The organism is Spirillospora sp. CA-142024 (assembly GCF_050942325.1).
Taxonomy (GTDB): domain Bacteria; phylum Actinomycetota; class Actinomycetes; order Streptosporangiales; family Streptosporangiaceae; genus Spirillospora.
The window spans coordinates 2,245,494-2,258,591 of record NZ_CP192077.1 but is presented as its reverse complement, the minus strand read 5'-3'; the positions used below and the strand labels follow the sequence as shown (position 1 = coordinate 2,258,591).

The window sequence follows — 13,098 nt, the reverse complement described above, 5'->3', positions numbered from 1 at the left end:
CCAGGCTTATGGCCCGTGACTTGGCCGTCAGCGGGCCTCCCGGGCGGCGGGCGCCCTGAGCAGCCGCCGCCGCGCCGCCTCCGTCAGCGGCCGGTAGGCGCCCGCCTTGTCCCGGTAGTACGCGCGTCCGTCGCCGGCCGGCGGGACGCCCTCGTCCCGCAGCGGCGCGGTCCGCAGCCGCCGTCCCGCCGTGACGGGCACCTCGTCCACGACCCGGACGATCGAAGGCCGCAGCCCCGGCTCCACCCGCAGCAGCGCCTCCGACAGATCGACGGGCTTGAGCGCATCCCCTGTGGGGGGACGACCCCCCACACCCCCCGCCCGGCTCCGCCGGGAATCATCGACGCCGCGCAGGCTCACGGCCGCCGCCGCCAGCTCCGCGTCCCCCACCGGGATCCCGTAGACCGCCACGCTGTCGACATAGGGCAGGTGGCCGAGGGCGTCCCGGATCGGCTCGGGCGGGACGATCCCGTCGGCCGTGCGGATCAGCTCGGTCTCCCGCCCGACGAGCCAGTAGTCGCCGCCGGTGTCGCGCCGGAACAGGTCCCCGGTGATCGTCCAGGCGTCCTCGGGCCGGAAGACGCCCCGCACGGGACGGGCGGCCGTGCCGAGGGCCGACAGCCGCACCCGGGCGAGCAGCATGCCGATCTCGCCGGGCTCGCACTCGACGGCGAACCCGTCCGGCCCCTCGTCGAGCCGCCCGCGCTCCAGGTCGTACCGGGCGAGCCGCACCTCGGCGCTGCCCGGCAGCGGCCGGCCGAGCGACCCGGGCTTCTTGCCGCTCAGGTTGACCAGCACCGACTCGCCCTCGGTCGAGGCGTAGAACTCCAGCACCCGGGCGGGGGCGAACCGTTCCTCGACCCGCCGCCACAGGTTGCGCGGCATGCCGGAGCCGATGAACAGCCGGACGGCGTGGTGCCGCTCGGCCGGGTCCGGCGGCGCGTTCACGAGGTCGCGCAGCAGCGTCCAGGTGTAGGAGGCGACGGTCACGCCGTAGCGGCGGGCCTCGTCCCAGAACGTCTCCGGGTCGTAGGCGCTGGCGAGCGCGAGCCGCGCACCGCCCGCGACGGCGCCGCCGAGGCTCATCAGCAGCGCGGACGGATGCTGGAGCGGCGTGATGCTGTAGACGGTGTCGGACGAGGACAGGGCTGCCGAGGACGCGGTCCCGAACGCCGACAGGGCCCACCGCCGGTTGGTGATCCGGCTCGCCCGCAGCTGCTCCCCGTCACCGCGGAACACCACGAAGGCGAGATCGCCGGCACGTCCCGGATTCGGCCGGTACCACCCCGGCACCTCGACCCGCTCCGGGTCGATGGTCTCCATGTCCGTCAGCGACCCGCGCTCACCGCGCCCGGCCGCCCCCAGCAGATAGGTCCGGACGCCGTCCAGGTCAGCGGCCCGCGCGGCGTGCTCGGGGTCGGCGATCACCCGGGTGACCTGCCCGAGCCGCGCCTCCGCGGCGGGGTCGCCGTCGGGCCGCAGCAGCACCGCGACGGCGCCGAGCCGGTTGAGCGCGGCGACCAGCGCGAGCGCCGTCGGCCGGGTGCCCATGAGCACGCCGACGGCGTCGCCGCGCCGCACCCCGATGTGGATCAGCCCGCGCACGACGGCGTCGATGCGGCGCTTGGACGCCTCGTACGTGTAGGGCCGCCCCCGGTACAGGAAGAACACCTCGCCGGGCCTGCGGCCGGCCTGCTCGTCCAGGAGCAGCCCCATGGACATGCGGGTGTCGGACTGGATGCGTTCCAGCCGCGCGAGCCTCGGCAGGTTCTGCGCGGCCTCGCCGGACAGCTGCCGGGTGCCGTGCACGGCCCGCGACGCGGTCCGGTAGGCCGACCGGACGGCGCTCGTCCCGACGCCCATCGCGAGCTGCAGCCCGTATCCGGCGGGACCGCCGGGCAGTCCCGCCGGTTCGGCCTCCTCGTCCCCGGTGACGGGCGCGACGATCTCGGGAAGGCCGCCTTCGCCCGCCCGCCATCGCGCCCACGCCGCCACCGCGGGCCAGGTCCGCGCGATCGCGAGGCTGCCGACGACGAGGCCGAAGTGCCCGGCGCGCAGGGACGCCTCGTAAACCTGGGCGCGCGGCGCGGCCCGCCTGATCCCGCGCACCATCGGCGGCGGCGCGATCTCGTCCACCTCGCCGACGAAGGTCAGGACCGGGCAGGTGATGTCGGCGAGCGTGACGAGCCGGTCCCCGATGACGAACCCGCCGGTCAGCATCCTGTTGTGCTGGATGAACTGCCGGATGAACTCGGCCAGCGCCGGGCCGGGCCACGACACCCAGCCCTCCCGTTCCAGGAACCGCCGCTGCCGCTCCCGCGGAGCGAGCCGTTCCCGGTCGTGCAGCTGCAGGATGAAGTCGATCCGCGACCGCACCGACTTGACCGGGCTGAGCGCCTGGAACCCGAGCCGCGTCACCCACCCGGGCACCGCGAAGCCGCCCAGCAGCCAGTCGGGGACCCGCTCCACGCCCTCGGACGCGAGCCAGCCGGGCAGCCCGAACGGCAGCCCGACGCTCGTGTCGGCCGGGCTCCCGAAGGTCACGACGGACTCGATGCCCTCGCTGCGACGGTATGCGGCTGCCTGGTAGACGAACATGCCGCCCTGCGAGTACCCGGCGAGGTGCACGTCGCGCCCGGTCAGGGTGCGGATCCGGTCCACGGCGTCGCTGACGGCCAGCACATGGTCGGTGATCGTCCGCTCAAGGCCGCCCGGTTCCCGCTCGGGCGCCCCGAAGTCCACCACCCAGGGATCGACGCCGCTTTCACTCAGCACCCGCACCGCGCTGACCCGCGAGGAGATGTCGTACACCTCCGCGGTGATCATCAGCGGCGGGACGAGCAGCATCACCGGCCCGCCCGCCGACTCGGGGAAGTAGTGCCGCAGCCGGTACACCCGCTGCTCGGTCACCACCTCGCACGGGGAGGCGTCCTCGTCGGTGTCGAAGCCCCCGAACCGGGCGACCTCCAGGGCGTTCTGGGCGGTGGAGCCCAGGCGTGTGCCCAGGCGGAACAGCGTTTTGGCAACCGGCATCGTCGACCTCTCGCAGCGTCAACGCCATGTTGTCCTGTTATCACTGGCTTTAGCAATCAGGGCACGATGCGCGCGCCCTCCAGGTGCCCGCCCTGCAGCCGCTCCCACATGTAGCGGCGGCGCGGCTTGCCGCTGGACGTGCGCTGGATCAGCCCGGTCCCCACGACGACCGTCAGCTCCACGTCGTCCCCGACCCGCCTGCGCAGCATCTCCCGCACACCGCCGACCCAGGACTCGTCCTGGGTCTCGGCGAACAGGGCGAGCCCCTTCTGCCCGGCGCCCGGGACGCCGACCACGACGATCCGCCCCTTCCCGAGCCGGCTCACCTCGGCGATCTTCGATTCGAGGTCCTCGACGTAGACGGACCGTCCCCGCACCTTGATGCTGTCGCCCATCCGCCCGAGCACGAACAGCTGGCCCTCGTGGAAGAACCCGGCGTCCCCGGTGTAGACCTTCCCGTCCGCGAACCGGGTCGACTTGGCCTCGGCCCCCGCGAAGTACCCCGGGCAGGCCGACGGCCCCCCGACCACGATCTCCCCGAGGAGCCCGTCGGCCAGGGCGTCGCCCTCGTCGTCCACGATGGTGACGGGCACGTCGTCCTCGGGCTTCCCGCACCCGACGACCCAGCCCGCCTTCGCGCCGAGCGACTCGGGCCCGAGCAGGTGCTGCTCCAGGATCCGGACGGGTTCCCCGAACGTCAGCGCCTCCGGATCGGGCCGGACCGCGAGCGGGTTGCGCAGCGCGTTGTCCATGGTGACCAGCAGGGTGGTCTCGGCCATCCCGTAGGCAGGCTTGAACGTCGTCCGCGCGAACCCGAACGGCTCGACGAGCTGCGCGAACACCTCCAGCGCATGCGGGTCGATGGGTTCGGCGCCGATCAGCGCCATCTTCCAGCCCGACAGGTCGAGCCCTTCCAGCTGCTCCGGCTTGACCCGCCGCGCGCAGTACGCGTAGGCGAACGGCGGCGCCGCCGTGTGAGCCGCCTCCGCGAAGCAGCGGATCCACCGTGCCGGATCCCGGATGAAATGATCCGGCCGCATCAGCTTCAGCGACCCCTGCCGCACGATGGGCGTCAGGAAGCAGCCGATCAGCCCCATGTCGTGGTACAGCGGCAGCCAGGACGCCACCACGTCGTCATCGGCGAACCCGGCCGTCCGCGAGATCAGCTCGATGTTGGCCGCCAGGTTCTCCCAGGTGACCATGACGCCGCGCGGCGCGCCACTGGACCCGGACGTGAACTGCAGCAGCGCCAGTTCCCCGGCGGGCCGGACCTCGGCCTCCGCCGCGGCCTGCCGGGGCCGCCAGGGCCGCCCGCTCATCCCGGCCTCGCCCATGGCCCGTCCCGCGTACTCCGCGAGCCCCTCCGACGCGACGACCAGCGAAGGGGACGCCTGCCGCAGGATCGCGGCGACGTGCGAAACGTAGTCGTCCCCGTCCTGGAACAGCGGCGGCGTGATCAGGCAGACGGTCGCCCCCGCCGCCCAAACGGCGAAGTACGTCTCGATGCAGGTGAAGTCCGTGGGCAGGATGAGGCAGACGACATCGCCCGGCCGGACGCCCTCCTCGATCAGCGCCCCGGCGGTGCGCCGCGCGGCGGAGGCCAGCTCACCGTAGTCGCGGAACTCCCAGCCACCGTCGTCGGCCGCCAGGTGAACGCCGCGTCCGGTGTTCGGCTTGTCCAGCCAGTCGCGCAGCGCAGACTGCATCGTGTCCCCTCCGAGGAATGACAGACGTGACTCGCCGGTAACTTCACCAGGACGGCGCGTTCCCCGTCAAATGACGTCTTCCCACAACAAGATGGTCACCGCTCAGCGCCCGACGACACCGCCCGAACCCCCACAAATCGGGCCACGAGCCGCCATCCGAGCAACACCAGCCCCAGGAACACCGAAGCCACGATCACGAACGCGCCGGCGGTCCCCTGCCCGGAGACGGCCCGCAGCACCATCCCCAAGGCCACGGTCGTCACCCACACCCCGACCCCGGCGGGCACCACCTTTTCCGGCCGCCGCCAAACCCGCCAGGAAGCCCACCCGACAGCAAGCCCGCTCAGAAACGGCCAAGCGGTAGTGGCGAACCCACCCAGACTGGCGGCCTCCTCATGCGAGGCCCGCCCAATGGCAACAAAGACGAGCACACAAAGAACATCGAGCACCGCAGCCAAGGACCAACGCATCCCCCCAGGCTAAGCGCCACCCAAACCACAGGACCCCAACACGCAACCGCCAGCAGCACCCCGCAGCAACGAGGGAGGTCTGGGGCGGACCCGGCCCGCGGCCGGAGCGGAACCCGCGGCGCCCAACCCCCACCCGAACGCCACCGCACGTGAACGCCACCGCACGTGAACGCCAACAGCACCCCGCGACGACCCGGGGGATAGGGGCGGAACCCCAGGGGCGGGCGGGTGGGGGATGGCGGAGGCACGGGGGGCTCCGGGGGGTCGTCCCCCCGGGCGAAATGCGAAGAGTCCCCCTGGGGAGCAGGCAAAGCCTGCGACCAGGAGGACCCTAGGACTAGTAGCGGGGGCAGGATTTGAACCTGCGACCTCTGGGTTATGAGCCCAGCGAGCTACCGAACTGCTCCACCCCGCGGTGATGGGTCAACTGTATGGGGCTGGGGTGGGTTAGGCAAACCGGTTGGGGGTGGGGCTTGGAGGGCGGCGGTGAGCATGGCGGTGAGGTCGGCGGTGAAGGTGTCGTGGTCGAGGAGGGTGTGGTCGTTGGTGGCGGGGTCGATTCGTTGGGTGCGGTCGGCGAGGGCGGCGGTGAGGAAGGCGATGAGGAGGGAGATGCGTTCGAGGGCGATGGGTTCGGGGAGGGTGGCGCGGCAGGCGGTTTGGAGGTGGCGGAGTTGTTCGGCGAGTGCGGTGTCGTGGAGGAGGGCGGGGAGGCGGTGGTCGCGGATGCGGGCGTGTCCGGCGAGTTGGGCGGTGATGCGGAGGAAGTCGCGGCCGTGTTCGGTGCGGAGTTCGTCGGCGGTGGGCTGGACGATGGCGGCGGTGATGGTGTGGAGGTCGCCGTTGTGGAGGGTGGGGAGGGTGGCGGCGCGGGCGGGTTCCATGCGGGTGATGCCGGCGCGGAGGATGGCTTCGAGGAGGCCGGCGCGGGAGCCGAAGTGGTAGGTGATGGCGGAGTCGTTGGCCTGTCCGGCGAGGGCGACGATGTCGCGGGTGCGGGCGGCGTCGATGCCGTGGGCGGCGAAGAGGCGGGCGCCGGCGCGGATGAGGGCGTCGCGGGTGGCTCTTGCGTCTTTCGGCACCCGGTGATAATAACAGGGGGCGTTAATAACGGCGCCTGTTACAACCGGAGGCCGCGCCATGACGGATGTCTACGACCCGTTCGATCCCGCGTTCCAGGCCGACCCCTATCCGGCGTACAGGCGGCTTCGCGATGACGACCCGGTCCATCGTCATGACGATCCGCCGTTCTGGGCGCTGTCCCGGTTCGACGACATCTGGGCGGCGACGCGTGACGCGGAGGCGTTCTCGTCCGCGCAGGGCCTGACCTTCCATCCGGACGAGATCGGCATGCTGGGCCTGGCCCCGACGATCGTGATGCTGGATCCGCCCAGGCACACCGTCCTGCGGCGGCTGATCAGCCACGGTTTCACTCCACGCCGTATCGGCGCCCTGGAGGAGCTTCTCCGCGAGTTCGTCCGCTCCCGGATCGCCCTCATGGAACGCAAGGCGGCCGACGGCGTGGCACCGGACCTGCACCGGGACTTCTCCTCGCCCCTGCCGACGTTCGCGCTCGCGCATCTGCTCGGCGTCCCGGAGGCGGACCGGGCACGGTTCGACCCGTGGGTGAGCGCGCTGACGACCTTGCAGGACGACGGCTTCGAGCTGAAGGCGCTGAAGGACGACGCGGCCGCCGCCGTCGCGGAGATGTTCGCCTACTTCACCGACGTGATCGCCGCACGCCGCGCCGATCCGTCCGACGACCTGATCAGCGCTCTGACGGCGGCCGAGGTGGGCGGGGAACGCCTCTCCGACTGGGACGTCCTCGGGTTCTGCTTCGTCATGGTCGCGGGCGGCAACGACACGACCGGCAACCTGATCTCGCACGGCGTGGCCCTCCTGGACGGGGACCACGCCCAGCGCGAACGGCTGGCGGCCGACCCGTCTCTCGTCCCGAACGCGCTGCTGGAGTTCCTGCGCATGGAGAGCTCGGTGCAGGCACTGGCCCGGACGACGACACGTCCCGTGACCGTCCGCGGGACGGAGATCCCGGAGGGCGAGAAGGTGATGATGCTGTTCGGTTCGGCGAACCGGGACGAGCGCGAGTTCGGCCGGTCCGCCGGGGAACTGGACGTCACCCGGGAGATCCCGCGGCATCTGGGCTTCTCCAGCGGCGTCCACTTCTGCATCGGCTCGCACCTGGCGAAGCTCCAGGCCCGCGTCGCGTTCGAAGAGCTGCTGGGCGCGCATCCGGGCATCGGCGTGGACCTGCCGAACGCGCGGCGGATCTCGTCCCCCTTCACCCGTGGCTGGGTCTCGCTCCCAGCCACGGGCATCGGGGGGTGACCGACCGGCCGGCTATCCCATGTGCGGGTACCGGTAGTCGGTCGGCGGCACGAACGTCTCCTTGATGGAGCGCGGCGACGTCCAGCGCAGCAGGTTGAACACGGACCCGGCCTTGTCGTTGGTGCCGGACGCCCGCGCGCCGCCGAACGGCTGCTGCCCGACGACGGCGCCGGTGGGCTTGTCGTTGATGTAGAAGTTGCCGGCGGCGTACCGGAGCACCTCGGCGGTGCGGGCGGCGGCCGCCCGGTCGGTCGCGATGACGGCGCCGGTCAGCGCGTAGTCCGCGATCGACTCCATCTGGGCGAGCATCTCGTCGTACCGGTCGTCCTCGTAGACGTGGACGCCCAGGATCGGCCCGAAGTACTCGGTCCGGAAGATCTCGTTCTCGGGGTCACCGGACACGAGCACGGTCGGCCGGACGAAGTACCCGGCCGAGTCGTCGTACGTCCCGCCGGCCACGACCTCGACGTCCGGGTCGGCCTGGGCGCGGTCGATCGCCGCCTTGCTCTTGGCGAAGGCCCGCTCGTCGATGACGGCGCCGATGAAGTCGGACAGGTCGGCGACGTCCCCCATGGTCAGCCCGTCGACCTCGGCGGCCAGCTCCTCCTTGAACCCGTCGTCCCAGATGGAGCGCGGGACGTAGGCGCGCGATGCGGCGGAGCACTTCTGCCCCTGGTACTCGAAGGCGCCCCGCACGAGCGCGGTCCTGAGCACGGCCCGGTCGGCGGAGGGGTGCGCGACGACGAAGTCCTTGCCGCCCGTCTCCCCCACGATCCGCGGGTAGCCGCGGAACTTCTCGATGTTGTTCCCGACCGTCTTCCACAGGTGCCGGAACGTCGCGGTCGAGCCGGTGAAATGGATCCCGGCCAGATCGGGATGCTGGAGGAGCACGTCCGACACGGCGAGCCCGTCGCCCGTCACCAGGTTGATGACGCCGGGGGGCAGCCCGGCCTCCTCCAGCAGCCGCATGAGGAGCACGGCCGAGTACGTCTGCGTGGGCGACGGCTTCCAGACCACCACGTTGCCCATCAGCGCGGGCGCGGTCGGCAGGTTCCCGGCGATCGCGGTGAAGTTGAACGGCGTGATCGCGTAGACGAACCCCTCCAGCGGCCGGTGGTCGGACCGGTTCCACACGCCCGGGTCGCTGATCGGCTGCTCGGCGAGGATCCGCCGGGCGAAGTGCACGTTGAACCGCCAGAAGTCGACGAGCTCGCACGGGCTGTCGATCTCCGCCTGCTGGACGGTCTTGGACTGCCCGAGCATCGTCGCGGCCAGCAGCGTCTCGCGCCACGGCCCGGCCAGCAGGTCGGCGGCCCGCAGGAAGATCGCGGCCCGGTCGTCGAAGGACAGCGCCCGCCACGCCGGTGCGGCCTCCAGCGCGGCCGCGACGGCGTCCCGCGCGTCGTCCCGCGTGGCGGTGCCGAACGTCCCGAGGACGGACGCGTGCCGGTGCGGCTGCACGACGGCGACCTTGGCGCCGCCGCCGAGCCGCCGCTCTCCGCCGATGGTCATGGGCAGGTCGATCGGGGCCGCGGCGGTGAGTTCGGCGAGCTTCGCCTCCAGCCGGGCACGCTCGGCGCTGCCCGGCGCATATCCGCGCACCGGCTCGTTCACCGGCGCCGGCACGTTGGTCACTGCGTCCATGGAAAGGGGACCCTTCTTAGCGGGAGATGAACGAACGGAGAAAGAAGACGAGGTTGGCGGGCCGCTCGGCCAGGCGCCGCATGAAGTAGCCGTACCAGTCGGCCCCGTACGGGACGTAGACGCGCATCCGGTGCCCCTCGGCGAGCCGCCTCTGTTCGGCGGCCCGGATCCCGTAGAGCATCTGGAACTCGTGCGACGAGGGTGGCCTGTCCGCGGCCAGGGTCAGCGCGATCTCGATGATCCGCGGATCGTGGCTCCCGACCATCGGGTACCCGTCCCCCCGCATGAGGAGACGCAGCCCCCGCACATAGGCCCGGTCGATCTCGCCCCGGCCCTGGAAGGCCACCGAAGCGGGCTCCGCATAGGCGCCCTTGACGAGACGCACCCGCGAGCCCTCACCGACCAGCTCCCGCAGATCGCCCTCACTGCGCCGCAGCATCGCCTGCACGGCGACCCCGACCCAGGGGAAGTCGCTCCGGAGCTTGCCGAGGGTCTCCAGCGTCGCGTCGACCGTCGTGTGGTCCTCCATGTCGAGCGTGACCGTCATCCCGGCACGTCCGGCGGCGGCGCAGATCTCCCGCGCGTGATCGAGGGCGAGCTCACCGGGCAACGCCTGCCCCAGGGCGGACAGCTTCACGGAGGCATCGGCGCCCTGCGCGAGCCCCTGCTCGTCAAGGGCCGCGAACAACCGCAGATAGGCGTCCCGGGTGGCGACCGCCTGGGCGGGCTCCCGGGTGTGCTCGCCAAGGTGGTCGAGAGTGACGTCGAGCCCTGCCGCCGCCAGCTCCCGCACCACGCCGAGGGCGGCGTCCAGATCGTCACCGGCGACGAACCGGTCGACGACTCCCCTGGTCAGGGGCATGGAAGTGACCAGATCGCGCATCCGCCCGCTCCGCGCGGCGGCGAGCAGAAGAGGGCTGGGCATGAGCGCCTCCAGCGTCGGGGAACACCTCGCACGTTAGGAGCAGAAACCCTCGCCCCATATAGTCAGATGCCACTTTGAAGACCCACCATCTTCATACAAACGTACGAAGGATTCCCATGGCACCCGACCTCCAGGAGATCGTGGAACAGGCGGCCGACCTCCTCCGCGCGCCGGCGACCCTGGAGGACCGCGACTTCCACCTCGTCGCCTACGCCGCCCACGGCGACACGATCGATCCCGTCCGCACGGCCTCGATCCTGCACCGCCGCGCCACCGAGGCCGTCCGCGCCCGCTTCGAACGGCACGGCATCGCCCGCGCGACGGGCCCCGTCCGCATCCCCGCCGACACGTCACTCGGCCAGCTCGGCCGGCTGTGTCTCCCCGTCCGCTGGAACAACGTCACCTACGGCTACCTGTGGCTCCTGGACGACCAGGAACGCATAACGGACACCCAGGCGACAGAGGCCATCCCCCTCTGCGAACGCGCCGGTCTCCTCATGGCCCGCCAGGCCCGCGAACGCGACGACCTGGGCTACAAGGTGGCCGACCTGCTCTCCACCCACCCGGACGTCAGAACCCAGGCCGCCGACGACCTCACGGACGCCGGAGCGGCCGACCCGCCGCTGACCGTGGCCGTCCTGCGGACCCCGAGCCACGAACCGCTCAACCCGTGGCTGCTCCCCCACTCGGTCCTCACCACCGTCTGGCAGCGGGACCACGTCCTGCTCATCCCCGCCAACGCGCCGGCCACCATCGCCCGCGCCCGGCGCCTCCTGGAGGAACGCAACGCCCCCGTCCAAGCGGGCGTCTACACACCCTGCCCAACGCTGGACGACGTCCACGAAGGCTGGCTCCGAGCCCGAGTGGCGGCCCGAACCGCAGCCCCCGGCGAAACCCGCGATTGGACGTCCCTGGGCGTCCTGCGCCTCCTCCGCACGGCAGGCGACGAAGCCCTGGCCCAGACAACACAAACCAGGGGCACCGACCGCCTCCTAAAGCACAAGGACCTGGCCGAAACAGCCCGCACATACCTGGACCTGGCAGGCAACGTCCAGCAAACGGCCAAGACCCTGAACATCCACCGCCAAACCCTCTACCACCGCCTGCGCCGCATAGAAGACCTGACGTCCCTGACCCTCACCAACGGCCAAGACCGCCTGACCCTCCACCTGGCCCTGACCCTCACCCCGCACCTGAAGCAGGAAGGAACCTAGGCGTCGGCCAGGCCGGCGTGCCGGGCGCGGAGGTCGCGCTTGAGGATCTTGCCGCTGGGGTTCTTCGGCAGCGAATCCGCCAGCACCACGTACTTGGGCCGCTTGTACCCCGCGAGCCGCTCTCGCGCATGCGCGAGGACGTCGTCCACACTCAACGCGGCCCCCGCCTTGGGCACGACGACCGCGGTCACGGCCTCGATCCAGTGCGGGTGGCTGATCCCGAAGACGGCGACCTCGGCCACGCCGTCCAGCTCGTAGACGGCCTCTTCGACCTCGCGGCTGGCGACGTTCTCGCCACCCGTCTTGATCATGTCCTTCTTCCGGTCGACGACCGAAAGATGACCGTCCTCGGTCATGACCCCGAGGTCGCCGGAGTGGAACCACCCGCCCCGGAACGCCTCGGCGGTCTTCTCCTCGTCGCGGTAGTACCCGAGAGCCGCGTGCGGGCTCCGATGGACGATCTCACCCACTTCACCGGGAGGGACGGGCTCGTCGTCATCGTTCACCAGCATGGTCTCGACGTTGATGGCCGCACGCCCGGCGCTTCCGGCCCGTTCGAGCTGCTCGTGGGGGCGCAGGATGGTCGCGAGCGGCGCCATCTCCGTCTGCCCGTAGAAGTTCCACAGCCGCACGTCCGGCAGCCGCCGCATCAGTTCCCGCAGGACCTCCACAGGCATGGCCGAGGCCCCGTAGTACCCCTTCTTCAAGGAGGACAGATCCCGCTTGTCGAAGTCGGGATGCCGCAGCAGCGAGATCCAGACGGTCGGCGGGCAGAACAGCTTGGTGACCTTCTCCCGCTCGATCGTCTCCAGCAGCACCGCGGGATCGGGCCCGGGCAGGATGATGCTGGTGGACCCGAGATAGACGTCGACGGAGAAGAAGCAGTCGAGTTGGGCGCAGTGGTACATCGGCAGCGTGTGCACTTCCACGTCGTCGGCGCTCATCTCGCCGTCGATCACGCAGCTCACGTACTGGCTGACCAGCGAGCGGCTGGACAGCATCACGCCCTTGGGCCGGGATTCGGTCCCCGACGTGTACATGAGCCGCAGCGGATCATCGTCCCCGACGGGCACCTCGGGAGCCGCAGCGGGCCCTTCACGCCACCAGGCGCCGACGTCCTCCCACCCCTCCCCAGGGGAGGTTCCGGACAGCGGGATCCACCCGCGCACGCCCCCGGCGACACCCGCCGTGGCCAGCGCCTTCTCGGCGGTCGAAGCGAGCCCGTCCTCCGCGACGATCCCGGAAGCCCCGGAATGCCGGAGGATGTAGGCGATCTCCTCCGCGTTGAGCATGAAGTTGACGGGCACGAGCACCACACCGAGCTTCGCCGTGGCGAAGGCCAGCAAGGCGAACTCCCAGCAGTTGTGGCTGAGCAGCGCCAGCCGGTCCCCCTTACGCAGCCCCCGCGCCGAAAGCGCATGCGCAGCCCGGTTCACAGCGACGTCGAACTCCGAGAACGTGACCCGCAACTCCCCGCTGACCACGGCCACTTTCAACGGATACCGCCGCGCCGTCCGATGCAGCAGATCCCCAACAGAATGCTGACGAGCACGAACAACAGACGAGGACATAACCCCACACCCCCACAAAACCCCAGGCAGGACGCGTAAGCCGCGATAGTAACCACCTCGCACACCCCCCACACCACCCCCGAACGGGGGCAAGGGGATCGAGGAACGAAGCCCCAGAGGCGGCCAACGCCAACCGAAACCCCGCAACAACCCGGGGGATAGGGGCGGAGCCCCAGGGGCGGGCGGGTG

The 13,098-nt window shown here is 71.3% G+C and carries 9 protein-coding genes and 1 tRNA gene; 2 read left to right on the top strand and 8 right to left on the bottom strand.

Annotated features, from left to right (window positions below; translation table 11 throughout):
* Window positions 1–27: 27 nt before the first annotated feature.
* From ACQPZP_RS10910 to ACQPZP_RS10890, 5 genes are all read right to left on the bottom strand, one after another.
* Window positions 28–3,033, bottom strand: coding sequence for an AMP-binding protein (locus tag ACQPZP_RS10910; protein WP_433477514.1), 3,006 nt, complete (start codon window positions 3,031–3,033; stop codon window positions 28–30).
* Window positions 3,034–3,089: 56 nt separating this feature from the next.
* Window positions 3,090–4,739: an AMP-binding protein gene (locus ACQPZP_RS10905; protein ID WP_433477513.1), complete on the bottom strand. Its 1,650-nt coding sequence runs from the start codon at window positions 4,737–4,739 to the stop codon at window positions 3,090–3,092.
* A gap of 95 nt (window positions 4,740–4,834) precedes the next feature.
* Window positions 4,835–5,209, bottom strand: a complete 375-nt coding sequence (locus tag ACQPZP_RS10900; protein WP_433477512.1) for a DUF3054 domain-containing protein — start codon at window positions 5,207–5,209, stop codon at window positions 4,835–4,837.
* A gap of 341 nt (window positions 5,210–5,550) precedes the next feature.
* Window positions 5,551–5,624 (bottom strand) — tRNA-Met (locus ACQPZP_RS10895).
* Window positions 5,602–6,291: a helix-turn-helix domain-containing protein gene (locus ACQPZP_RS10890; protein ID WP_433477511.1), complete on the bottom strand. Its 690-nt coding sequence runs from the start codon at window positions 6,289–6,291 to the stop codon at window positions 5,602–5,604. Before ACQPZP_RS10890 ends, ACQPZP_RS10895 begins: the two co-directional genes overlap by 23 nt.
* A gap of 58 nt (window positions 6,292–6,349) precedes the next feature.
* Here ACQPZP_RS10890 and ACQPZP_RS10885 point away from each other — a divergent pair, with 58 nt between their 5' ends.
* Window positions 6,350–7,555 (top strand): cytochrome P450, encoded by a 1,206-nt coding sequence (locus ACQPZP_RS10885; RefSeq protein WP_433477510.1) that lies wholly within the window; start codon window positions 6,350–6,352, stop codon window positions 7,553–7,555.
* Between the two features lie 12 nt (window positions 7,556–7,567).
* Here ACQPZP_RS10885 and pruA read toward each other — a convergent pair whose 3' ends face one another.
* Window positions 7,568–9,199, bottom strand: coding sequence for an L-glutamate gamma-semialdehyde dehydrogenase (gene pruA, locus ACQPZP_RS10880; protein WP_433477509.1), 1,632 nt, complete (start codon window positions 9,197–9,199; stop codon window positions 7,568–7,570).
* Between the two features lie 16 nt (window positions 9,200–9,215).
* Window positions 9,216–10,124 (bottom strand): proline dehydrogenase family protein, encoded by a 909-nt coding sequence (locus ACQPZP_RS10875; protein WP_433477508.1) that lies wholly within the window; start codon window positions 10,122–10,124, stop codon window positions 9,216–9,218.
* Between the two features lie 116 nt (window positions 10,125–10,240).
* On the opposite strand from ACQPZP_RS10875, the gene ACQPZP_RS10870 reads away from it, so the two are divergent.
* Window positions 10,241–11,338 carry a PucR family transcriptional regulator gene (locus ACQPZP_RS10870; protein ID WP_433477507.1) on the top strand — a complete coding sequence of 366 codons (1,098 nt, stop codon included), beginning with the start codon at window positions 10,241–10,243 and terminating at the stop codon, window positions 11,336–11,338.
* Here the strand turns inward: ACQPZP_RS10870 and ACQPZP_RS10865 are convergent.
* Window positions 11,335–12,909, bottom strand: a complete 1,575-nt coding sequence (locus ACQPZP_RS10865) for an acyl-CoA synthetase (RefSeq protein ID WP_433477506.1) — start codon at window positions 12,907–12,909, stop codon at window positions 11,335–11,337. The genes ACQPZP_RS10870 and ACQPZP_RS10865 overlap by 4 nt on opposite strands.
* Window positions 12,910–13,098: the final 189 nt, after the last annotated feature.

Bases quoted from the DNA above. Each gene is read 5' to 3' on its own strand.
- ACQPZP_RS10870 (WP_433477507.1), top strand. From the start codon at position 10,241: ATGGCACCCGACCTCCAGGAGATCGTGGAACAGGCGGCCGACCTCCTC.
- ACQPZP_RS10905 (WP_433477513.1), bottom strand. From the start codon at position 4,739: ATGCAGTCTGCGCTGCGCGACTGGCTGGACAAGCCGAACACCGGACGC.
- ACQPZP_RS10885 (WP_433477510.1), top strand. From the start codon at position 6,350: ATGACGGATGTCTACGACCCGTTCGATCCCGCGTTCCAGGCCGACCCC.
- ACQPZP_RS10865 (WP_433477506.1), bottom strand. From the start codon at position 12,909: ATGTCCTCGTCTGTTGTTCGTGCTCGTCAGCATTCTGTTGGGGATCTG.
- pruA (WP_433477509.1), bottom strand. From the start codon at position 9,199: ATGGACGCAGTGACCAACGTGCCGGCGCCGGTGAACGAGCCGGTGCGC.
- ACQPZP_RS10910 (WP_433477514.1), bottom strand. From the start codon at position 3,033: ATGCCGGTTGCCAAAACGCTGTTCCGCCTGGGCACACGCCTGGGCTCC.
- ACQPZP_RS10900 (WP_433477512.1), bottom strand. From the start codon at position 5,209: ATGCGTTGGTCCTTGGCTGCGGTGCTCGATGTTCTTTGTGTGCTCGTC.
- ACQPZP_RS10875 (WP_433477508.1), bottom strand. From the start codon at position 10,124: ATGCCCAGCCCTCTTCTGCTCGCCGCCGCGCGGAGCGGGCGGATGCGC.